Annotated in this window: 21 protein-coding genes; 15 read left to right on the top strand and 6 right to left on the bottom strand. The window is 60.4% G+C overall.

From position 1 onward, the window contains the following. Positions 1-23: 23 nt before the first annotated feature. From U9R81_RS07350 to U9R81_RS07330, 5 genes are all read left to right on the top strand, one after another. The gene (locus U9R81_RS07350) at positions 24-668 is read left to right on the top strand and encodes a CpsD/CapB family tyrosine-protein kinase (protein WP_066783675.1); all 645 of its coding nucleotides are present in this window, start codon (positions 24-26) and stop codon (positions 666-668) included. A 407-nt stretch (positions 669-1,075) separates the two neighbouring features. Then, complete coding sequence (locus U9R81_RS07345; RefSeq protein WP_322494847.1) at positions 1,076-1,762, top strand: response regulator transcription factor; 687 nt, start codon at positions 1,076-1,078, stop codon at positions 1,760-1,762. A gap of 56 nt (positions 1,763-1,818) precedes the next feature. Further along, positions 1,819-2,886 carry a sensor histidine kinase gene (locus U9R81_RS07340; RefSeq protein ID WP_322494846.1) on the top strand — a complete coding sequence of 356 codons (1,068 nt, stop codon included), beginning with the start codon at positions 1,819-1,821 and terminating at the stop codon, positions 2,884-2,886. Between the two features lie 90 nt (positions 2,887-2,976). Further along, positions 2,977-3,240 carry an AbrB/MazE/SpoVT family DNA-binding domain-containing protein gene (locus U9R81_RS07335; protein ID WP_322494845.1) on the top strand — a complete coding sequence of 88 codons (264 nt, stop codon included), beginning with the start codon at positions 2,977-2,979 and terminating at the stop codon, positions 3,238-3,240. Positions 3,241-3,264: 24 nt separating this feature from the next. Then, positions 3,265-3,588 (top strand): type II toxin-antitoxin system PemK/MazF family toxin, encoded by a 324-nt coding sequence (locus U9R81_RS07330; RefSeq protein WP_322494844.1) that lies wholly within the window; start codon positions 3,265-3,267, stop codon positions 3,586-3,588. Positions 3,589-4,143: 555 nt separating this feature from the next. Here U9R81_RS07330 and U9R81_RS07325 read toward each other — a convergent pair. The 4 genes from U9R81_RS07325 to U9R81_RS07310 are packed head-to-tail and all read right to left on the bottom strand — an operon-like array spanning position 4,144 to position 8,948. Then, the gene (locus U9R81_RS07325) at positions 4,144-6,447 is read right to left on the bottom strand and encodes a penicillin-binding transpeptidase domain-containing protein (protein ID WP_322494843.1); all 2,304 of its coding nucleotides are present in this window, start codon (positions 6,445-6,447) and stop codon (positions 4,144-4,146) included. A gap of 9 nt (positions 6,448-6,456) precedes the next feature. Beyond that, complete coding sequence (gene mreD, locus U9R81_RS07320) at positions 6,457-6,984, bottom strand: rod shape-determining protein MreD (protein WP_322494842.1); 528 nt, start codon at positions 6,982-6,984, stop codon at positions 6,457-6,459. After that, entirely contained in the window at positions 6,957-7,865 is a 909-nt protein-coding gene (gene mreC, locus U9R81_RS07315) for a rod shape-determining protein MreC (protein WP_322494841.1), read from the bottom strand. The genes mreD and mreC overlap by 28 nt, the downstream gene beginning before the upstream one ends. 3 nt (positions 7,866-7,868) lie before the next feature. Continuing rightward, entirely contained in the window at positions 7,869-8,948 is a 1,080-nt protein-coding gene (locus U9R81_RS07310) for a rod shape-determining protein (protein ID WP_066783687.1), read from the bottom strand. A 396-nt stretch (positions 8,949-9,344) separates the two neighbouring features. Between U9R81_RS07310 and U9R81_RS07305 the strand changes: the two genes are divergently transcribed. The 8 genes from U9R81_RS07305 (at position 9,345) to U9R81_RS07270 (ending at position 16,476) form a co-directional block, all read left to right on the top strand. Next, positions 9,345-10,448, top strand: a complete 1,104-nt coding sequence (locus tag U9R81_RS07305) for an ATP-binding protein (protein WP_322494840.1) — start codon at positions 9,345-9,347, stop codon at positions 10,446-10,448. Beyond that, positions 10,445-11,434 (top strand): VWA domain-containing protein, encoded by a 990-nt coding sequence (locus U9R81_RS07300; protein ID WP_322494839.1) that lies wholly within the window; start codon positions 10,445-10,447, stop codon positions 11,432-11,434. The genes U9R81_RS07305 and U9R81_RS07300 overlap by 4 nt, the downstream gene beginning before the upstream one ends. A gap of 87 nt (positions 11,435-11,521) precedes the next feature. After that, entirely contained in the window at positions 11,522-13,078 is a 1,557-nt protein-coding gene (locus U9R81_RS07295) for a S1 RNA-binding domain-containing protein (protein ID WP_322494838.1), read from the top strand. 135 nt (positions 13,079-13,213) lie between these two features. Beyond that, on the top strand, positions 13,214-13,387 hold the full coding sequence (rpmH, locus tag U9R81_RS07290) for a 50S ribosomal protein L34 (protein WP_066783693.1): 174 nt from the start codon (positions 13,214-13,216) through the stop codon (positions 13,385-13,387). A gap of 92 nt (positions 13,388-13,479) precedes the next feature. Beyond that, complete coding sequence (rnpA, locus tag U9R81_RS07285; RefSeq protein WP_322494837.1) at positions 13,480-13,887, top strand: ribonuclease P protein component; 408 nt, start codon at positions 13,480-13,482, stop codon at positions 13,885-13,887. Further along, on the top strand, positions 13,884-14,828 hold the full coding sequence (locus tag U9R81_RS07280; protein WP_322494836.1) for a YidC/Oxa1 family membrane protein insertase: 945 nt from the start codon (positions 13,884-13,886) through the stop codon (positions 14,826-14,828). Before rnpA ends, U9R81_RS07280 begins: the two co-directional genes overlap by 4 nt. 47 nt (positions 14,829-14,875) lie before the next feature. Then, a complete protein-coding gene (gene jag, locus U9R81_RS07275; RefSeq protein WP_322494835.1) occupies positions 14,876-15,541 on the top strand; it encodes an RNA-binding cell elongation regulator Jag/EloR in 666 nt (221 codons plus the stop codon). An 83-nt stretch (positions 15,542-15,624) separates the two neighbouring features. Beyond that, entirely contained in the window at positions 15,625-16,476 is an 852-nt protein-coding gene (locus tag U9R81_RS07270) for a PfkB family carbohydrate kinase (RefSeq protein ID WP_322494834.1), read from the top strand. Positions 16,477-16,507: 31 nt separating this feature from the next. Here U9R81_RS07270 and U9R81_RS07265 read toward each other — a convergent pair whose 3' ends face one another. After that, entirely contained in the window at positions 16,508-18,358 is a 1,851-nt protein-coding gene (locus U9R81_RS07265) for an APC family permease (RefSeq protein WP_322494833.1), read from the bottom strand. A gap of 187 nt (positions 18,359-18,545) precedes the next feature. On the opposite strand from U9R81_RS07265, the gene U9R81_RS07260 reads away from it, so the two are divergent. Both U9R81_RS07260 and U9R81_RS07255 read left to right on the top strand, forming a co-directional pair. Beyond that, the gene (locus U9R81_RS07260) at positions 18,546-19,580 is read left to right on the top strand and encodes an ATP-binding cassette domain-containing protein (protein WP_322494832.1); all 1,035 of its coding nucleotides are present in this window, start codon (positions 18,546-18,548) and stop codon (positions 19,578-19,580) included. A gap of 30 nt (positions 19,581-19,610) precedes the next feature. After that, positions 19,611-20,366: an ABC transporter permease gene (locus tag U9R81_RS07255; protein WP_322494831.1), complete on the top strand. Its 756-nt coding sequence runs from the start codon at positions 19,611-19,613 to the stop codon at positions 20,364-20,366. A 153-nt stretch (positions 20,367-20,519) separates the two neighbouring features. Here U9R81_RS07255 and U9R81_RS07250 read toward each other — a convergent pair whose 3' ends face one another. Further along, positions 20,520-21,479: a peptidoglycan DD-metalloendopeptidase family protein gene (locus tag U9R81_RS07250; protein ID WP_322494830.1), complete on the bottom strand. Its 960-nt coding sequence runs from the start codon at positions 21,477-21,479 to the stop codon at positions 20,520-20,522. Between the last annotated feature and the right edge of the window lie 10 nt (positions 21,480-21,489).

Below are 21,489 nucleotides of genomic sequence, written 5' to 3'. Positions count from 1 at the left end.
TATTGTAAAAACAGGCAGGAGTGATGCTCGTGACATCGTCGCCCGAGCAGGTGTTGATCACGCTGCGCGAACCGGCCTCCGCCGCCGCCGAAGCGTATCGTACCCTGCGCACCAATATTCTCTTTTCGAGTCTTGATAAGCCGATCCATACGTTACTGCTGACCGCTGCCGAGCCCACGCCAGAAAAGAGCCTAACCGCCGCGAATCTGGCCGTCACCATGGCCCAAGCCGAACAGCGGGTCTTGCTGGTCGATTGCGATCTCCGCCAACCGGCCCTGCACACCATCTTCGGCATCTCGAACGAGCAAGGTCTCACGAGTTCGATCCTCGATCAAGATGCGCCGCTCGCCATCCAACCGACCGACGTGCCAGGATTAAGCTTGCTGCCCAGCGGGCCGCTGCCTCCCCGTCCCGCCGACCTGCTCGGCTCGCGCCGTATGGAAGGGCTGCTGGCCCGCCTGCGCCAAACCGCCGACATCGTGATCTTCGACACGCCGCCGGTGCAAAGCTACACCGACGCCCTCGTGCTATCGACCCGCGTCGATGGCGTTTTGCTGGTCGTACAAGCTGGCCGCTCGCGCCGCGACCGGGTGCGCGAAGCGCGCCAAAAGCTCGAAAAGGTCAAAGCCAACCTGCTCGGTGTCGTTCTCAGCAACGCGCGCACGTAGGGCATAGCGTTGCTATGCCCTACGTGCGTGTCATTGCGAGCCGCCTCCGCGCCCCTCTTTGTCATTGCGAGCCGCGCGCAGCGCGGCGAAGCAATCCCCCGCGAGCGCGGGAGGGGTGCCTAGACGCACTGGTATCCACCTGAGCAGGAGATTGCTTCGGGGGCTGCGCCCCCTCGCAATGACAAATTCGGGGCATAGCGATACTCTACCCCCTCACACCACAAAGCGATCTCCCCGATCACGGAATCAGCCCGCTCCGGTATAATGCTCTTAACAAAAGAAATTGCTGCGGGGGCGAAGTACACCACGCTATTGTATATTCACAGCATCCCCTCGCAACGACCCAAGCGCAAACAAACCGCGCGAAACGGCCAATTGAGAACCTTGTCGTCAACAGTGAGTGCCCTATGCCACCGACCATCCTCGTCGTCGATGACGAAGCCAGCATTCGCAACATCGCCAAAACCTACCTCGAACACGCCGGCTACCGCGTCTTGTGCGCCACCACCGGCCCCGAAGGCTTGCAGATGGCGCTCGAAGATCAACCCGATCTGATCGTGCTCGACTTAATGCTACCCGGTATGGACGGGATGGAACTCGCTGCTCGCCTGCGCGAACATTCCGACGTCTTCATCCTGATGCTCACCGCGCGCAGCGACGAGATGGATCGCGTCGCCGGCCTGCGCGTCGGCGCCGACGATTATTTGACCAAACCGTTTAGCCCGCGCGAACTCGTCGCCCGCGTCGAAGCCATCTTGCGCCGGCGCCGCGGCAAACCGGACAAGAGTTCGATCATGCGCTTCACCCATGTCGAAATCGACCCCGACACTCGCGAAGCGCGCGCTGGCGGCCAATTGCTCGAACTCACCCCCACCGAATTCGATCTGTTATTGGCGCTCGCCCGCAACCACAACCGCGTCCTCAGCCGCGAAGACCTGATCGAGAAGGTGTGGGGAGCCGATTTCTACGGCACCGACCGCGTTGTTGATGTCTACGTCAGCCAAGTCCGGCGCAAAATCGAAGCCCTCACCGGCGAAAACCTCATCCGTACCGCTCGCGGTGTCGGCTACCGCTTCGTCGATACATTAGCGTAGAGGGCAACCCATACCCATAGGAGCCGCACTGCCGCGCGGCTTTACGAATCTTGGTGATGCAACATATGATTCACTTTTGGCGACAACTCCGCTGGCAAATCATTGGCGCCCAAATGCTGGTCGTCGTCGTTGGCGTGGTGGCACTTAGCCTCACCGCCAATACCCTGCTCGAACAGACTGTCTCTCCTGATCAACTTGCCACTGTACGCGCCACTGTCATCCAAGCGCTCACCATCGCCGCGATCGCCGCCACCATCGCTGGCCTCACCACCAGCATCTTGCTCGTGCAAGTCATCTTGCGCTCGCTGCGCAGCATTGCCCGCAGCAGCCAGCGCATCGCCGCCGGACGTTACGACGAGCGGGTACACGTGCCGGCCAGCGACGAACTGCGCGCCGTCGCCGAAAGCTTCAACCAGATGGCTGAAGCGCTCGAACAGATCGAACAGCGCCGCGTCGCCATGATCGGCAATGTTGCCCACGAATTGCGCACACCGCTAGCCGGTATCGAGGGTTATCTCGAAGGATTGATCGACGGCGTGCTGCCAGCGGAAGCTGATACTTTTCTTGATATGAAGCAAGAAGTACGCCGTCTACGCCGGTTAGTTGACGATCTACAAACCCTCTCACGGGTCGAAGCTGGTCAAATTTCATTGCACTTCACCACCTTCGACATCAACGACGTCATCCGGCGTGTGGTTGGCCAACTCCAACCGCAAGTGCTTGACGGCTGCCTGCAAGTCGTCTGCGAACGCACCAACCAGCCACTGCTTACCCACGCTGACCCTGATCGCGTCGCCCAGATTTTGCTCAACCTGATCGGCAATGCCGTGCGCTACACCCCCGAAGGCGGCTGCATTACCGTCCGCTCGCAGCTTACCGGCGAGCAGGTACACGTGGTTGTCGAAGATACCGGCATCGGCATCGCCCCCGAACACCTGCCCTACATCTTCGAACGCTTCTACCGCGCCGACCCCTCGCGCTCACGGGCCAGCGGCGGCAACGGCATCGGCCTAACCATCGCCCGCCACTTGGCTTGGGCCATGGGTGGCGACATCACTGCGTACAGCGCCGGCCTCGGCAAAGGCAGCGCGTTTACCCTCACCCTGCCCCTTGGTACGGTGTAAGCGCAGGAAGGGAAAGGTGGCGCCCCCCAATAACACATCCGCTTGACATATCCGCTCAACGGAATTACAATGTAATCACAGGAGGGGCGTATGGCAACTCTTATCAAAACCCGACTTATCAAAATTGGCAACTCTCGTGGTCTTCGCATCCCGGCAGTGTTGCTTGAACAGTTGCAACTCACCGATCTCGTCGAGATTGAAGTCGGCGATGACCACCTTATTATCCGGCGCGGCAAACCGCCGCGCGCAGGGTGGGCCGAAGCATTTCAGCATATGGCGGCTCAAGGCGACGACCGGTTGCTCTTGCCGGACACCGGTCTCAACCAATGGGCGGAAACTGAGTGGGAGTGGTAGACATGCTTCAGTGGAGTAATCGTGGTGCAAGTCAAACGCTTTGACGTGTTCCTCGTCCAACTCGATCCAACGCTTGGCACTGAAATTCAAAAAACGCGCCCTTGCCTCATCATCTCCCCCGATGAGATCAATGACTTTCTACAGACGGTCATTGTCGCCCCAATGACAACCCGCCTGCGTTCCTATCCAACGCGCCTGACCTGCCGTTTCCAAGATCGTGACGCCTCGATTGCGCTCGATCAGATCCGCACAATCGACAAGAGCCGCTTAGTGAGCTATCTGGGCCAAATTGATCGCTCCACTCAGAAGCAGGTACTGGCTGTGCTGGCCGAATTGTTCTCGGAATAGCAAGTAGTCGCTTCTTTGCCCCGCCTTAGCCCTTCCTCTCCGGGTGGCGGAGCGGACAGAATACTTGGTTGAGTACAACTGTTGACCGCTCTGCGATGCCTCAACACCCTGCCCTCCGCTCCCCCCCCTCCCGCCGGCAGGGGGGAGAGGGGGCCGGGGGTGAGGGCCAACGACAAAGCCGCAAAGCGCGCAAAGGCGCAGAGATTCTTAACGCAAAGACGCAAAGAACGCTAAGATCGCAAAGTTGGTTGGGGATGGCGATCATCCCCCGCGTCCTCTGCGGTAAACCTTCCCCCTCCCCCCAGCGGGGGGCGGGAAGTCGTCTCACCCCTCTCCCAGCGGGGGAGGGGTTGGGGGTGGGGGCCATCAGCCCGCGCAGCAGGCTTCGTAACCCTAGCCCGGCCCTTTAGGGCCGGGTTCCAAACAGAAGTTCTTTCCGCCTTTGAACCCAAGGGAGAGGCTAGGAGGGGGCCAACCTAAGACCGCAAAGCTGCCTAGAGATGGTGATGTCCCTCCGCGCCCCCTGCGGTAAAACGTCACCCAGCCCACGCAGCTCTACGACCGCGGCAGCACCGGGCAGATCGATGGCGGATTTTCCGGCGGCGTGATGCCAAAGTACGCTTGCATAATCTGTGTCACCGCCGGCACCGCAATCGTCGATGAACCGTCATTGAGGTCACCGACGCCTTCGACCAACACTGCCACCACGATTTCAGGGTTCTCGTAAGGCGCAAAGCCAACGAACCACGCATGGCTCTGCCGCACCAGCCGGCCATCGGTGGTAGTAAGCAACGGCCCAAACTCGGCAGTGCCGGTTTTGCCGGCAATGCGCAGGCCCGAACAGGCTTCACGCGCTGCAATCCCCAAACCGTCGGTGATCGAGGCCAAGAGACCTTGACGAATGGTGGCCAGATGTTGCGGCTCGATCGGCGCTTTGCTCAGCGGTTCAGGCTGGATCTGCCGCACAAGCTGGCCGTTCTCATCGACAATCCGGTCAACCACATGCGGTCGATAGAGGGTGCCATCGGTCGCGATGGCGCCGGCTGCCACCGCTAGTTGCAGCGGCGTCACTTCGAAATAGCCCTGCCCAATCGCGGTATTGTAGGTATCGCCGGTTGTCCATGCTTCGCGCAAGACCTGCGCTTTCCATGCTCGCGTCGGCACTCGCCCGCTGGCCTCGCCAACTAAATCGATCCCGGTGGTGCGGCCAAAATTGAACCACGACAACCCCTCGACCAACTGGTCAATACCCAGCCCGGTGATCCGCAAGGCGCGCTGGTCGAGGTTGGTCGCCTGATCGTTGCCGCCGGCAACGCTGGCGAAAAAGACGTTTGACGAGAGGCGCAGCGCGTCACGGACATCGATCTGGCCGTTATCGCGATTGCGCACCGAGTTGGGTAAGATAAACTCGGCTCCGCTCCGCTCGATCAGGCGCAAGAGGCCGGGATCGCGCAGTTTGGTATCGGCGGCGATCGCGCCTTGTTGCAACGCCACCGCACCGACAAACTGCTTCAGTGTCGAACCGGGCGGATATTGGCCGGCGATGGCGCGATTGGTAAACGGCGCCAGCCGTTGCAGCTCGCGTTGCGCTTCGGCGCTCGGCGGTGCGAGCAAGGCCCGCAAATCATTGGCCCGCGCCGGATCAACCCAGATGTTGTTGTCGTAATCGGGCAGGCTTACCATCGCCAACACTCGCCCATTCCGCGGATCGATCGCCACTGCAACGCCGGCCACAATCGGATCATAGGCCCGCTTATGCGCCTCGCGCGCCGTTTGCCGCCGCTGCTCACCTTCATTGATCCAGCGCTGCAAGATGCGCTCGACTTCAGCCTGAAATTGGGCATCAATCGTCAGCACGAGATCATGGCCGTTGGCAACCGGGCGCAACGTAGTAACATCGCTGACCGGACGCTGCAACGCATCGACCAGCAACGAGTCAATGCCCATCTGGCCGCGCAGCACCTGCTCATACGCGCCTTCAAGGCCATCTTTGCCAATCTGATCGCTCGGCAGGTAGGGCGGCAAGCCAACACTAGCCGGGTCAATCTGTTTGACCATCAAGCCACAGATCGGCGCATTCGCGGTAATATCAACCAACCCGCGCAACCACGAGCTGGCCGGGTTCACGGCCACCAGCTCGCAGACGTTGATCCGGCCCACGTAGCCCATCAAGTGCGACAGCGAGGGAATGGCGCTGCTCAACGGGTAGCGCCGGCGGAAGCCTTCAATCACCCGCGCGCCGGGCAGGTAATTGGCATTTTCGCGCAACGCCAACACCAACTCCGGCGAAATATCCTCTTTAATCACGACCGGCTGGTAACTCCGCGCGTTGGCCTGTTGCAAAAGCTGTTCAAGCGGATTAGTCAACATCGCGACGTCGCGATAGGTTTGGCTGATCGTGAGCGCGCGCAAAATATCGGGTGGGGCAATGGTGAGTGTAACGGCCTCAGTGGCGGTGAGCGAAGGCAGCGGCCCCAATGCAGCTAACTCGGTGCGCAAGCCGGGGGTCGTTTCGATCGCGCTGGCCGGGTCAATAATGAGGGTTGCCGGCAATCCGGCAATCTGCGCCAGCCGAGCCAGCGTCAACGCCCGCTGCTCAGGCGCGCTGCTTGCCGACGGCAACTGTCCCGGCACCACCGCCAGATTATAGATCGGCACGCTCTCGGCCAGTAATGCCCCGCGCGCATCGAAGATCTCTCCGCGACGCGGTTGATTGGTCAGATACCGGCGGGTGGTGACTTCAATATCAGCCCCGAATCGCTGCGCATCAGTTTGCACCAGTTGCAGTTGCGCTAGCCGTGCCACCAGCACGACCACCACCAGCAACAAGATACTCCGTAGCGCAATGAGTCTCGCCATAACTGGGCATCAGCCTTTCGCTTGTCTACCCACCAACCGGTGAACAACCGCCACTGTTGGCAGAGTTGGGATCAAAGCCAGCAGCACCGACGGCGCTACTACCACCAGCCCATACCTCCGCCAATCTTCGATTACCGGCAAGGCAATCAAGGCTAGCGTTCCTTCGTAGATGACGGTACCGATCGCCACGGCCAGCAACGGCACGAGCGGACGTTCCACAGCAAATCGCCGCGCAGCTAAACCAACAATTGCCACCGCCAAAAGTTGAGCGATGGCATGGCTACCGAGTGGCATCGTGCCTAACCCATCCAGCGCCAACCCGCCATAAAAGGCCCACCACAACCCACGCACTGGTTCGGCAGTGCCGGCGCCAACCAAGGCGCGCGCAATTGCCAGCACCAGCAGGATCGGAACGCTAAAGCCCGCGAGGCCCGTCAGCAGCGTTACCTGTACGAGCGCCAGCGCCAGCAACACCAAAGCCAGCCCCAGCTCGCGCGCCAGCCGCTCTTCTATTCGTCTTGGCTGAGAATCACCCACACGTAGTGCACCTGATCCGGATCGACGAAGGGCCTGATCGCACCTATCTGGCGCTGTCCCTCTTGCTGTATGGTCTCGATCGTACCAATCGGCACGGCTGCCGGCATCGCCGCCAGATCGAGCGGCAGATCAAGCGCCCCGCTCAAACCGGCGGTCACCACCCGCTCTCCCTCTCGCATCGTCTCGTTGCGATCGATTAATTCCACCCGCAAGCGCGAGCCGCGTTGCCATTGACCTTGCATCAAACCTAACGGTGCGCCATCGGCCTGCAACACACGCACGCTAAGTTGGCTGCCAATATCGGTGATCATCAACACATCGGCAGTGCGCGGCCCAACAGACTCAACCACACCAATCAGCGCCGGCGGGCCGCCCGGTTGCTGGCCAATCACCGCCATGCCCATCTGCACGCCATCTTCAACCCCGCGCGCAATGGTTAACACCCGCCGCGCCGCATCCGGCGTGCGCACTATCACCTCAGCACCGAGGATTTTCCATGGATACGCGCGCGTAATGGATAATTGCTGGCGTAGAAAGATATTCTCAACCCGCGTCTGTTCCAGTCGCAGCACTTCGCTGGTGAGGCGTGCATTTTCCGCTTCCAGTTCGGCAATCCGGCTTTGCAACGCCGCCACGTCACGCGGTGTCGCCCACCACGACTCGATCATTGCGCGGCGCTCGGTCAACCAGCCGGCCAGCGGTTGCACCGCCTCGCGCACCGCTAACCGCACCGGCGTCACAATCCCTTGCCGGTCAAGAACAATCAGGAGGATGCTGATCAGCGCCAGCCCAACTGCTAGCGCGGCCACGCGCCAATAGTGACGATCACCGCCGCGATCACGGCGTAATTTCAGTGGCCGATCATCGAGAAAGTCGCGCATGCGCTATCTCCGCACCCGCCGGCTCGTTTGCGCGCGCGTCAGAATATCTTGATAGACGCTGTTATCGAAGTGTTCGACCATCTTGCCGGCGCCGCGCGCCACGCACGAGAGCGGGTCTTGCGCGATATGCACCGGCATGCGCGTCTCAGCCGCAATCCGCTTGTCAAGCCCGTGCAGCAACGAGCCACCGCCGGCCAGCATGATCCCATGCTCCATAATATCGGCCACTAGCTCTGGCGGTGTCTCTTCGAGCGCAGCCCGCACTTCGGCGACAATTGCGTTCACCGGGCCGGCAATGCCCTCGCGCAACTCAACCGAGCTGACCTCGATCGCTTTGGGCAAGCCGGTCAGCAGATCGCGCCCGCGCAACACCACTTTAATCTCTTCATCAAGCGGATAAGCCGAACCGGCGGCAATCTTCGCTTTTTCAGCCATCCGTTCGCCGATCAAGAGGTTGTATTCGCGGCGGGCAAACTGGATGATCGCCTCGTCAATCTCGTCGCCGGCGATCCGGATCGAGTGATTGATGACAATGCCGCCAAGGGCAATTACCGCGATCTCGGTGGTGCCGCCGCCAATATCAACGATCATCGACCCGATCGGCTCTTCGACTGGCAGGCCAGCCCCAATCGCAGCCGCCATCGGCTCTTCCACCACGTAAGCTTCGCGCGCCTTGGCATTCAACGCCGCTTCGCGCGCCGCGCGCTTCTCGACTTCCGTCACACCCGATGGTACGCCGACCACCACTCGCGGACGGGGATCGACCAGCGGCAACGCGGCATAGGCATGCGCCTTCTTGATAAAGTAGGCCAGCATCTGCTCGACCACATCGAAATCGGCGATCACACCATCTTTTAATGGCCGCACCGCCACGATATTGGCCGGCGTCTTGCCCACCATCGCCTTGGCTTCTGCCCCGACCGCATGCACCTTCTTGGTGCGCGTATCGATGGCCACCACCGATGGTTCGCTAATCACAATGCCCTTGCCGCGCACATGCACCAAGGTGTTGGCAGTGCCCAGATCAATGCCGAGATCGCGGCTAAACGCGCCAAAAATCGTATTGAAGGGGTTGAGACCCACGTGTACACTCCACCTCTTACCCGCCGGCAGCCCGCTGCTGCCGCCACCACCCACCACAATGAACGAATGAACCGCCATAATGATCCGGTGAACCCCCGGATCGAATCGCTATATTATAGCATACTGGTCAAACATAATCAGACGTAGCTAAAATCCGTCGCATCCGTGTGAAACCGTGTCGTATTCCCCCTCATCACGCACAGCGTCATTTGACTTTTCGGCGGCTTTATGACACAATTGCTATGCTGCTTCGTTGCAAGCACGTGGACGTGTTCGCCGTAAGCATTGCCGTAGGTCAAGTTCGCTCTCCGGATGATGAAGATGCCACATCCCAACATTACGCGGCATTGCTGCTATGGCTTCTGGCTCGTATTGAGCTAGAAGATTTTTGTTGTCGTGAATATCACAAGCCTTCCGCAACGACCGGTCTATCCATTCTCCGCCATTGTCGGCCAAGAGCGGCTCAAACGCGCTCTGATTCTCAATGCGATCAACCCGCGCATTGGCGGCGTGCTGATTCGCGGCGAGAAGGGGACGGCCAAATCAACCGCGGTGCGCGCGCTGACGCGCCTGTTGCCATCGATTAAAGTGGTGGTTGATTGCCCTTACAGTTGCGATCCCGACATGCCGGCGACGCTGTGCGCTTCTTGCCAAGCTCGTCTCGCGCAGGGTCCGCTGCCAACTATGGTGCGCCCGATCCGGCTGGTGGAATTGCCGGTTTCAGCCTCGGAAGACCGGGTGGTAGGCTCGCTCGACCTCGAACATGCGATTACCGAAGGCCAACGCCGCTTTGAGCCGGGGTTGCTGGCGCAAGTCAATCGCGGTGTCCTCTACGTCGATGAGGTGAATCTGCTCGATGACCATCTCGTCGATCTGCTGCTTGACGCCGCGGCGATGGGGGTGAACACTGTCGAGCGCGAGGGTGTGAGTGTGTCGCACCCGGCCCGCTTCATCCTCGTCGGTACGATGAACCCGGAAGAGGGAGAATTGCGCCCGCAGTTGCTCGACCGCTTCGGCTTGGCGGTGGAAGTGGTTGGCCTGACTGATGTGAATGACCGGGTGGCTGTCATCGAGCGGCGTATGGCCTACGAGGTCGATCCATTCGGCTTCATCCAGCAATGGCACGAAGCGGAAGAAGCGTTAGCGCAACGGATAGCCGCTGCCCGCGCCTTGCTGCCCCAAGTGTGGATCGATCGCACCGATATGGCGGTCGTCGCCAGTCTTTGCATTGAGATGGGGGTTGATGGCCACCGCGCCGATCTGACCATCCTTGAAACGGCCCGGACTCACGCGGCTTGGAGTGGCCGGCGCATGCTGCTCGCCGAAGATATCCGGCTGGCCGCCGAATTAGCCCTGCCCCACCGCATGCGCCGCCAACCGTTCGGCGAGGTCAAGCTTGACGAGCAACGGATGGCCAACATCCTTGACCAATATGGCAAGCGGGTGGAAGAGGTCAGCGCACAGGCTGAAGTAAAAAAAAACCTGACTTTACCGATGTGAGCAATGGCAACGATGAAGGCGGCAATGAGAACGGCAGCGGCAGCGCCACGGTTCCGGTTGGCGGGACCGGCACACCCGCAGCGACTACGCCAACCGACGACAAGTCAACCGGCGGCGCTGAATACCAAGCTGGCGACATCTTTAAGCCGCGCCGCCTCGAAGCGACGCCCGATCGCCTCCAGCGTCACGCTCCCGGTCGCCGCTCGCGCACGCGCACGACGCGCAAGCAAGGCCGCTACATCACCAGCCGCCGCACCGCGCGTGTGACCGATTTGGCGCTCGATGCCACCTTGCGCGAAGCGGCGATCTATCAGCGGAAGCGTCGCACCGAGCTGCTGCATACCATTGGTACGCCGCATCGCCGCCATCCAAAGGTGTTGCTTAAGCGGTCTGACCTCCGCCAAAAGGTGCGAGTCCGCCGCACGCGCAATGCGGTGTGCTTCGTGGTTGATGCCAGTTGGAGCATGGCCGCCGAAGAGCGCATGCAAGCCACCAAAGCCGCTGTGCTCTCGCTATTGCGCGATGCCTATCAGCGCCGCGATCAGGTGGGTTTGGTCAGCTTTCAGCGCGATTATGCCCGCGTGCTATTGCCGTTGACCAACAGCGTCGAGTTGGCGCAACGCCGCTTGCAATCGATGCCGACCGGCGGCAAGACGCCATTATCGCGCGGTTTGATCACCGCCTTCGAGTTGCTCGAACGCGCTCGCCGGCGTGATACAGAAGTGGTACCGCTGATGGTACTATTAACAGACGGGCAGGCAAATGTGGCACTGTCTGACTTGCCGCCTCAGCAAGAGGCGTACCGGATCGCAGAGATGATCGCGGCGCATCAGATCCATTCAATTGTGATCGATACCGAGCACCCGAATTTCGATCGGGGGCTCTCGCGCCGGCTGGCCGAATGTTTGCGCGGTGTGTACTATCGGTTGGAAGACCTGCACGATGACGGCCTCGTCCGCGCGGTGCGGCAGCAAATGCGCTCGTAACATACGTCGGTGCGCGTCTGGCAACGTGGTTGCTTGATGCCACAACCATAGCTTCGGTAATCGTTTACGTGAGGAGGAAGGTAGGCAATGACGGATCAGGTACGTAGGGATGAGGTCGCTGCGGGCGAGCTGCCTGACATGCCTCTTGCGGCAGCTACTGCTCCGGCGGCAGAGGCTGCCGTCGCCGCGCTTACTCAGCCGGCAGAGGCGGTAGCGCCTATCCCTGAGCAGGAGGCGGCCCAGCCCGCCGCCGCAGGGGAGGCTGCTGATGCTCCAACGGCAACGGCTCCAGCCACCGCGGGAGATGGTGCATCCACTGAGACGGAACCGGCTGGCGCGAGTTTTACGCCAGTGGGTGAACAACAACCGCAAAAGCCGCGCCGGTTGAAGGATTTGCAACCCGGCATGGAACTGGAAGGCAAGATTACGTCGATCGCGTTGTACGGCGTCTTTGTGGATATTGGCGTGGGCCGCGACGGTCTCGTCCATATCTCAGAGATGAGCGATCGCCGGATTGAGACGCCTTCGGAATTGGTACAGATCGGCGATACGGTGAAGGTGTGGGTCAAGAGCATTGATACCGATGCGCGCCGGATCAGCTTGACGATGCGTGACCCTGCGCGGGCGGAAACGCCGCGCCGCGCGCGCCAGCCGCAGCAACAACCGCAGCAACAACCACAGCCGCGCCGCCAAGAGATCGACCGCGAGAAGCTGGTCAGCCTGCGCGTCGGTGATGTCGTCGAAGGCGTGATTACCGGTTTTGCCCCCTTCGGCGCTTTCGCCGATATCGGCGTCGGCAAAGATGGGTTGATCCACGTCAGCGAACTGGCTGAAGGCCGGGTTGAGAAGCCGGAAGATGCGGTCAAGGTTGGTGAGCGCTATCAGTTTAAGGTGCTTGAGATTGACGGCGATGCTGCTCGCATCAGCCTGAGCCTGCGCCGAGCCCTGCGCACCCAGCGGATGCAGCAGCTCGAGCCGGGTCAGATTGTCGAAGGCACCGTGAGCGGTATCGCCACCTTCGGCGCGTTCGTTGATATTGGCGTTGGCCGCGATGGCCTCGTCCATATCTCGGCGCTCGCCCCGCACCGCGTGGCTAAGGTCGAAGATGTGGTCAAGGTCGGCGATAAGGTGAAGGTGAAAGTGCTCGGCGTCGATCAGCAGAGCAAGCGGATCAGCCTGACCATGCGCCTCGAAGAGGAGCAGCCGGAAGCAGCGTCGATCTCTGAGGCGAGCGAGCCGGCGGAAGAGGTCGCGCCTGCCCGTGGTGGCCGCAGTAACTTTGAACGCTACACTGCTGCTGCGCAGGCAGCCCGTGAGCGCGGTGAACGTGGCGAACGCAGCGAACGCGGCGAACGCAGCGAACGCAGCGAACGCGGCGAGCGGCGTGACCGCCGCGAACGGCGCAATGCCCAACCGGCCCCTGAAATGTATATGGTCGGCGAAGAGGAAGAAGACGCTTTTGAGGGCAATGCGACCCTCGAAGATCTGTTGACGAAGTTCGGCGGGCCGAGCAACCGCCGCGATCGTGACCGCGATCGCCGCCGCCGCGACCCCGATGATGACGACGAGATTGAGCGCCCATCGAACCGGCGCCAGCGCGATGCGATCCGGCGCACCCTCCAGCAAATCGGTCACGATGAATAGGCGCGTCGCGTAAGGATAGGAATTGGCCTGCCGGCGATGGCGCCGGCAGGCGACTATTTGACATGCATCCAGCGCGACGAGTATAATGGTGATAGTTTTTGTCAATAAAGCGATAATCTCTGAGGAGTAAATACAATGCCCAAGCGAACATGGCAACCGAAGCGCATCCCGCGCCGCCGCAAACACGGCTTTCGGGCGCGGATGGAGACTAAAGACGGGCGCGAAGTGCTCCGCCGCCGGCGTCTCAAGGGGCGCTGGAAGCTGACGGTGAGTGATGAGCGGCGAGCGGTGCGCCGCGGACATCGCTAATGACGGGATGGGACGGGTTATCGCCTACAGTGTCGCCCTCAGCGGCTGGCCATTGCGCCATCTGTGGCCGATAGCCCGTTTGTTTTTTACCCATGCGACGCGCAAATCGGCTCCGCCGGCCCGAACAATTTCGCCGCGTGCGCCACGAAGGTCGCACTGTTACGTCACCGTGGCTGGCCTTGACCGTCGCGCCGGGCCGGCGCAATGCAGTGCGCTGCGGGTTCGTCGCTGGCCGGCGCATCGGCGGCGCAGTCCAACGCAACCGTGCGCGCCGGCGCGTCCGTGAGGCAGTTCGCCTGCTGCTGCCGTCATTGCAGAGCGGCTACGATTTGGTCTTTATGATTCGCTCGCCGGAAGTGGTTGAAGCGCCCTTTAGCCAGTTACAAGCCGATATTGCCGCACTTCTGCGGCAGGCTTGCCTCTTGAACGCGCCGGAATCCAAATCAACTGCATCAACATCGGCTACCTCGCATCCACAATACGAACGGGGATCATCATGAACATTTGGTCGGCATTTGTTGGTTTGCTCGAACAATTGCTGCTCTTCTTCTCATCATTGACCGGCAATATGGCGCTGGGCATCGTGCTCTTTACGATCGCGGCGCGCCTCGTTATTCTGCCCCTGACGCTCAGCTCGCTCCGTTCGAGCCGCCGTATGCAAGAGGTGCAGCCGATCTTGAAGGAGATCCAGCGCAAGTACGGCAAAGATCCCCAGCGCCTCCAAGAAGAGACGCTGCGCGTCTACCGCGAGCATAAGATTAACCCGGTCGGTGGATGTTTGCCGCTCTTGCTGCAATTGCCGATCTTTTTCGGCGTGTACCAAGCGGTGTATCACCTAATGGTACCCGAACAGCGGGTCAACCTGAGCGCCGCCGCCGCTGAAATGCTCAAAGACGAACGGCTGGCCCAGATCCTTGCCGCCCCCTTTTTTGGCATGGATCTCGGTATGCCGGCGTTTGGCCCGAATGGTTTTGCCGGCTTTGTCTATCTCATCTTGCCGGTGCTCTCGATCGTCTTGCAGTTGATGCAACAGTTAATGGCGACGCCGCGGGTGCAAGATCCGCAACAAAAGGCGTTTACGCAGGCCATGTTGATTATGCCGTTCGTCTTCGGCTACATTGCCTTTACCTTCCCGACTGGTGCCGTGCTATACTGGGTCATTAGCAGCGTCATTGGCGTGATCCAGCAGTATTTCACCTCGGGCTGGGGGTCGCTGGCCAATTACCTACGCTTCCTGCCCCCCGACAACCGCCCGGCCCCGGCATTGTCGTTGGCGCCGGCCACGGCGGGTCAGGCGGCTGAAGCGCAACCCGAAACCCCAAAGGTTGATTTCTGGTCGGTGATGCGGCCATTGACTGAAGCGCCGGTAGAATCGAGCGAGACCGCTGGCGAAGAGCATCGCGCAGCGCGCCAGCATCCCAACCCGCGTCGCCGTCGTTAAGGGCAAGAGACGTTTAAGCAGACGGTCACAGTGACCGAGAGGTGTCTATGAAGCGCATCGAGATCAGCGCGCGCACCGTCGCCGAAGCTGTCGAGCTGGCGTTGGCCCAACTGGGCCGCGATCGCGATGAAGTGGCAATTGAAGTGCTTGATCCGGGCGAGAAGGGTGATGAAGCATTGGTGCGCGTCACCGTTGTCGAAGATGAAGAAGAGCGACCGTCGATCGAGAAGGTGAGCGCTATCGCCCAACGCATTCTCGAAGATCTACTCGAACGCATGGATATCCATGCGTATGTGACGGCTGTCGTCTCGCGGGTGCCCGGCCCGCAGGGTGAACCGGAAGACACGATTACCTTGCACGTTGAGGGCGCCGATGAAGAGGCGATGGGGTTGCTGATCGGACGCCGCGGCGAGACGCTGCGCTCGCTCCAATTTTTGCTGAATCTGTTGGTGAGCCGGCGCGTGCATGCATGGCCGCAGTTGGTGGTTGATGTGGGCAATTATCGCCAACGCCGCCAAGAATCCCTCGAAAGCCTTGCCCGCCGGATGGCGGAACGGGTACGCCAGACCGGCCGGCCTATTATGCTGGAACCCATGGCCGCCTACGAGCGGCGGATCGTTCACCTTGCCCTGCGCGACGACAAGACGATTTATACCGAGAGTTCCGGCGAGGGCGAGAATCGCAAGATAGTGATCTATCCGGCAAAATTGTAACCGGTAGGGGGCTGGTGGCTCACCGGCCCCCAGTTGCTTCCCGCATTACACCCATCTCGCCTTCACGTCTGCGCTGACACCCTATGATTGATTTTGTTGCTATCGGCCACGTGACTCGCGATCTGTTGCCGGCTGGCGCAACTGCCGCTGGCGGTACCGCTCGCTTCGCTGCGCTGCTGGCGCAACGGCTCGGCTTGCGTCCGGCTATTGTCACTGCCAGCGCTGAACCGGCTCCTGCTGGGGTGGCATGGGCGAACATTGCGACGCGCGTGAGTTCAACCTTTGAGAACCGCTACACCCCCACTGGCCGGCGCCAGTGGCTCCACGCGGTCGCGCCAACGATGAGCGTGACCGATATTCCGCTTGGCTGGCGCGCGGCCCCTATCGTCTTGCTCGGCCCGGTTGTGCATGAATGCACCCCTGCATTAGCCGCAGCGTTTCCGAGCGCCTTGATCGGCGCTACAGCCCAAGGATGGCTGCGCGATTGGAACGATGACTTGCCATCACCCATTCGGCTGCGCCGCTGGCAACCCGCGCCCAAAGAACTACAGCGCGTGCATGTGCTCAGTCTCAGCAGCGAAGATGTGGGAGGCGATGACGAATTAGCCGCCTATTACGCCAGCTCAGCGCCGATTGGCATTATCACCCATGGCGCGCGCGGCGCCACGATGTTCTTGCACGGTAAGCCGCACCATATCCCTGCCTACCAAGCCCAAGAGTCTGATCCAACCGGCGCCGGCGATGTCTTTGCCACCGCCTTCCTCATCCGGCTGTGGGAAACAGGCGATCCCTTTGCCGCGGCCCGCTTCGCTGCCGCGGCAGCGGCCTGTGTCGTAGAAGGGGTCGGTGATACGGCATTACCCGATCGGGCGCAGATCATCCAACGGATGGCCAGAGATAACCGGGCAGTCGATCACGTCACGCAAACATCGTAGGGGCGCACGGTCTGCGCCCCTACGAGCAGCATCACCGCTCTAACCGGTACGGCACGCTGGTCACCACATTGCCGCGTAATCGCAGGGTCGTCTTGATCAACAAACCGGTCTGGTTGTGCAACAGGTGTTCCCACCAACGCGCCGGCACAAATTCGGGCAAGATTACCGTGATCACATCATCGCCATAACGCGTCTCGACCTCTTCAATGTAGCGCACAATCGGGTTGATCAGCGAGCGGAACGGCGATTCGAGCACAACCAGCGGAATATCGCACCCCCAATCGCGCCAACGCGCGCGCAATTTCTCGGTCGCGTCTGGGTCAAGATCAACATACACCGCAGTCACATTATCAGGCGCAATCGAGCGTGCATATTGCAAGGCCGGCAATACGCCACGGTGAATGCCGCTCACCAAAACGATCGCCGTGTGGCGGCGCAGTTCGGGCGGCAAGATAGCGCCGCTTAACGACAATTGCTCGGCCACGCGGCGATAGTGCAAGTTGATGGACCGGAACATCAAAACCAAAATCGGAATGGCCGTAATGACCATCCACGCGCCATGGACGAACTTTGTGACCATCAAGATCACCAACACGATCGATGTGAGGATAGCGCCGAAACCGTTGATCATGGCACTTTGCAGCCACCCCGATTGGCGTAGACGCAGATGGCGGCGCACCATCCCCGCTTGCGAGAGGGTGAAGGAGGTAAACACCCCGACCGCGTACAGCGGCAGCATCGCGATCTCATTCGCCTGAAAGATAACTACTAACAGCGCCGAGAACATCCCTAGCACCAGAATCCCGTTCGAGAAGACCAACCGGTCGCCGCGTGAGGAAAACTGGCGGGGCAAGAAGCGATCGCGCGAGAGGAAGGAAGCAAGACGCGGGAAGTCAGCGAAGGCCGTATTCGCAGCCAATACCAAAATTAAGGCAGTAGCCACCTGAATAAAGACATACACTGGCCCCACGCCAAAAATCGTGCGCGCAATCTGCGAGACGATCGTTTCGTGGGTGAACTCATTCGGTACCGCTTGATGCGTATGCGCCAGCCACGTAATACCTAGAAACATCGTGACCAACAGCGTGATCATCCACGTGAGGGTGATCGCCGCATTGTGCGACTCCGGCGGTTTAAACGCTTGCACACCATCGCTAATCGCCTCAATTCCAGTCAGGGCAGTGCAACCGGCGGCAAAGGCGCGCAAAATCAACCACAGCGAGATCGCCTCGCCGGTAAGCGGAATATCCGGATCGATCGAATGCGTTACCGGCTTGGCGCCAAACACCAGATCATGGCCGATACCGACTGCGATCATCGAGAGAATGCCGGTGATAAACGCATACGTCGGGATGGAAAAGATCATGCCGCTCTCTTTAGCGCCGCGCAGATTGGCAATGGTGACGATCAGAATGCAGACGAGGGCAATCTCAACCGCATGATCGCGGAGCGCTGGAAAGCCCCAGTTCGTTGCTAACGACGTGATGGCAGCAACGCCAGCCGAGATGCTCACCGCAACCGTTAGCACATAGTCGATCAGCAAGGCGCCGGCGGCTACCAAACCCAGCAGATCGCCTAGATTATCGCGCGTGACGATGTAGCCGCCGCCGCCTTGCGGATACGCTTTGATCGTCTGCCGGTAAGAAAGGCCAACGATCAGCAACAACAATGCAATCGCGGCGGCAATCGGCAACGATAGACCAAGCGCCGCGCTTCCGCCGAGAATGAGAATGGTGAGGATTGCTTCAGTCGCATACGAGACCGACGAGAGCGCATCTGATGAAAAGACTGCCAGCGCTGTCGTTTTATTGAGCCGTTCGTGGTGCTGATGTTCGGTGGCAATCGGCCGGCCAACCAGAATGCGCTTGATCTGGGCAAACATAGCCACAGGTTCCTTGCTAATGTGCGAACGAAACGGTTTTGGGCAATAGAAAGACGGAACGCAATCTGTGCGCGGCAGTCGGCGTTCCGTCGGCTGTCGAACGCATGGTCGATAACTATCAACCTGCGCATCGTCATTGATGCTTGCCGTGCGATCATAGCACTATCATCCGTGAAAGTCAATCCCTGTGACAGTTCTCACAGACGGGCTTGACATCGCTGCACAGGCGCGTTATGCTCTGAAAGAGTTGTGGCCCGATGGCAAAGGCACGGTGATGAACGAACAAGCTGTTGAAACACAGGCGCTGGTCAAACGGTACGGCACGGTGACGGCGCTCGATCATGTCACGCTCCAAGCTCCGGCTGGGCGGATCTACGCATTGCTTGGCCCAAACGGGGCTGGCAAAACGACCCTGCTCAGCATTCTCACCACCTTGCTCCCGCCGACGTCCGGCAGCGCGCGCATTCTCGGCTACGATGTGGTGCGCGATGCCGCCGAGGTTCGCCGCCGGATTGGAGTGACGTTTCAAGAGATGGTGCTCGATCCGTTGCTGACTGGGCGCGAGACGCTCGATTTTCACGGTCGCCTCTATCGCTTGCCATCCGCTGTGCGCCGGCAACGGATTGCTGAATTGGTTGAGTTGGTGCAATTGACCGACGCCATCGATCGGTCGGTCAAGAGCTATTCCGGCGGGATGAAGCGGCGGCTTGAATTGGCCCGCGGTCTGATGACTGATCCGCAGGTATTGGTGCTTGACGAACCAACGCAGGGCCTCGATCCGCAAAATCGGGTTAATATCTGGAGCTATGTGCGCGATCTGAACCGCCGCCGCGGGATGAGCATCTTGCTCACCACCCACGCGATGGATGAAGCCGAGGCCTTGGCCGACCTCGTAGGCATTATCGATCACGGTCGCCTGATTGTCGAAGGCAAGCCGGGTGATCTGATCGCTTCGCTCGGTTCTGATGTCATCCGGGTGCGCGGGAATGGTGATTTGCAGCATCTGGCCACGGTTGCCGCTGCAATTGATGGCGTGAGCCAAGTCGCGACTGACCTAGCCGATGGCTTGGCCCTGATTTATACCGACAACGGCAGCCGTCGTTTGCCAGCAGTGCTGCATGCGATCAGCAACAACGGCTTCGCCGTCGAAGATGTCACCCTTGCCCGCCCGTCGCTCGGCGATGTGTTCTTGCACTATACCGGCGCCGCGCTGCGCGATTAATACCTACACACACTGCTAGAGGAGCGCTCTATGTACGCCACGTATGTCATCTGGACGCGGCACATGCGCAAATTCATCCAGCACACCGAAGAATTGGTTGGGTTGGCATTACAATCGGTCTTGTGGGTAGTGCTCTTTGGGGTTGGCATGCGCGGCATGATTAGCGATGTCGGCGGCAGTGATTATATGTCATTTATTCTGCCGGGCATCATTGCCCTCAGCGCATTGGGCGGCGCGGTTGGCGGCGGCATGGTATTGTTGGATGAACGGCTGCGCGGGATTGTGAAAGAGTATCTGGCCGCGCCGATCCCGCGCTTGAGCATTTTGTTGGGCAGTGCGGCGAGTACCGCAACCAAGGCGCTCTTTCAAGCGACGCTAATGTTAATCATTGGGTTGCTCATGGGGGCGCGCTTGGTGATCAACCCGGTTGGCTGGCTGGGTGCGCTCGTGTTGCTTGCGATCTTTGCCATCGGCTTCAGCGGGCTGGCGCTCGGCGTGGCGGCTATTTCACGCAGCATCGCCGGCTATCATGGTATGATCTTCCTCTTTAACCTGCCGCTGCTATTTGCCTCAAATGCCCTCTACCCGCTATCAGTATTGCCGGGATGGATGCAAGCGATTGTGCTCATCAATCCGGCAACGTATCTGATCGATGCCGTGCGCGCTTTGGCGTTCGGCGTGGAAGCTACCCTGCCGCTGTGGGCCAGCAGTCTGGTGCTGGCCATTTTTGCTGCGGCGAGCATGGCCTTCGCGCTGTCGCTCTTCCAGCGTTCGTTGCGGGCGTGAAGGATGGCCACGAAAAGACACAGAAAACATAAATGACTGTAGGCTGAGCCCAAAGCCAGATATTAGCCAATTGCTGTGTAGCAACACTGCCGGCGCAACTAGCTAACAAACCAGCCAATCCGTTTTCGTGTGTTCTGCGTCTTTTTGCGGCGATTATTTCCCACCACACCCCACCAATGACGTCGGATCAATATTCACGTCGCCGCGCCAAACTTGATAATCGAGGTGCGGGCCACTGGCAAAGCCAGTACTGCCCATTAAGCCGATCACCTCGCCGGCCCGCACCTGCTGCCCGTCAATCACCGTCACAATCACCAAGTGCGAGTAGCCAGTGCGCCAGACTCTGTCTGGCGCTACCACCCAGACGTGATGGCCGGCGGGATAGCTATTCATCGTCACCTTTACCAACCCATCGTGGGTAGCGACCACTGGCGCATACCAGCTCGGCCCCGGCTCGGCCAACCCATCGCCGTCGCCGTCAACCGCCAAATCGATCGCGCCCCAAATATGGGCCGGCGTGTGGGTGCCAACGCCATACCCTTGGGTGATGACAACTTGGCCGGACGCAGGCTGCACTGGGCAACCGTGTGGGCCAGCTTCATCGAGGTAGAATTGGGGCAGCGCCGTAGGGTTTGGCGCAAGTGGCGGCGCAGGAGCAATGAGGGGCGCCAGCGCGTCAGGTGTGGGGGTCGCCAGCGCAACAGAACGCGCAGCACTCACGACCAGTTGCGCCGGCGCTGCTGCCGGCAAGGCCACGGTAGGAATGGCTGCGATCAGCTGTGCGCCGGCCTGATTAAGCAGAGAAGCCTGCCATTGCTGTTGGAAGGTGGGAGCGACTCCGGTTGCCAGCGGCGTCGCCGCCAGCGTTGCCGCCAATCCGGCGGCCAAGGCGAGCGGCAAGACGTTCGCTTGCGGCGATGGACGCGGCGGCGGTGTCAACAACGCTGCGGGTGACAAGCCTAACACCAATGCAATCGCCTCAGCCTCACCGTGGCTGAGGCGACGCATCCCATACTCGGCTTCGGCAATGGCCCGCGCCGGAATCCCGGTCAGGAGAGCCAAATCGACAAACGTTAAATCACGAGTGCGGCGAAGCTGGCGAAGTGTCTGCATCTCGCTCCTC

This window comes from Chloroflexus sp. (assembly GCF_034435895.1).
GTDB lineage: Bacteria > Chloroflexota > Chloroflexia > Chloroflexales > Chloroflexaceae > Chloroflexus.
Note: the sequence above shows the minus strand (reverse complement) of the source record. Positions and strands in the feature narration are given on the sequence as shown.

Coding starts and splice junctions, on each gene's coding strand:
- U9R81_RS07340 (WP_322494846.1), top strand. CDS start 1,819: ATGCAACATATGATTCACTTTTGGCGACAACTCCGCTGGCAAATCATT.
- U9R81_RS07270 (WP_322494834.1), top strand. CDS start 15,625: ATGATTGATTTTGTTGCTATCGGCCACGTGACTCGCGATCTGTTGCCG.
- U9R81_RS07325 (WP_322494843.1), bottom strand. CDS start 6,447: ATGGCGAGACTCATTGCGCTACGGAGTATCTTGTTGCTGGTGGTGGTC.
- U9R81_RS07335 (WP_322494845.1), top strand. CDS start 2,977: ATGGCAACTCTTATCAAAACCCGACTTATCAAAATTGGCAACTCTCGT.
- U9R81_RS07265 (WP_322494833.1), bottom strand. CDS start 18,358: ATGTTTGCCCAGATCAAGCGCATTCTGGTTGGCCGGCCGATTGCCACC.
- U9R81_RS07250 (WP_322494830.1), bottom strand. CDS start 21,479: ATGCAGACACTTCGCCAGCTTCGCCGCACTCGTGATTTAACGTTTGTC.
- U9R81_RS07255 (WP_322494831.1), top strand. CDS start 19,611: ATGTACGCCACGTATGTCATCTGGACGCGGCACATGCGCAAATTCATC.
- U9R81_RS07350 (WP_066783675.1), top strand. CDS start 24: ATGCTCGTGACATCGTCGCCCGAGCAGGTGTTGATCACGCTGCGCGAA.
- U9R81_RS07345 (WP_322494847.1), top strand. CDS start 1,076: ATGCCACCGACCATCCTCGTCGTCGATGACGAAGCCAGCATTCGCAAC.
- U9R81_RS07295 (WP_322494838.1), top strand. CDS start 11,522: ATGACGGATCAGGTACGTAGGGATGAGGTCGCTGCGGGCGAGCTGCCT.
- rpmH (WP_066783693.1), top strand. CDS start 13,214: ATGCCCAAGCGAACATGGCAACCGAAGCGCATCCCGCGCCGCCGCAAA.
- mreC (WP_322494841.1), bottom strand. CDS start 7,865: ATGCGCGACTTTCTCGATGATCGGCCACTGAAATTACGCCGTGATCGC.
- rnpA (WP_322494837.1), top strand. CDS start 13,480: ATGCGACGCGCAAATCGGCTCCGCCGGCCCGAACAATTTCGCCGCGTG.
- U9R81_RS07280 (WP_322494836.1), top strand. CDS start 13,884: ATGAACATTTGGTCGGCATTTGTTGGTTTGCTCGAACAATTGCTGCTC.
- jag (WP_322494835.1), top strand. CDS start 14,876: ATGAAGCGCATCGAGATCAGCGCGCGCACCGTCGCCGAAGCTGTCGAG.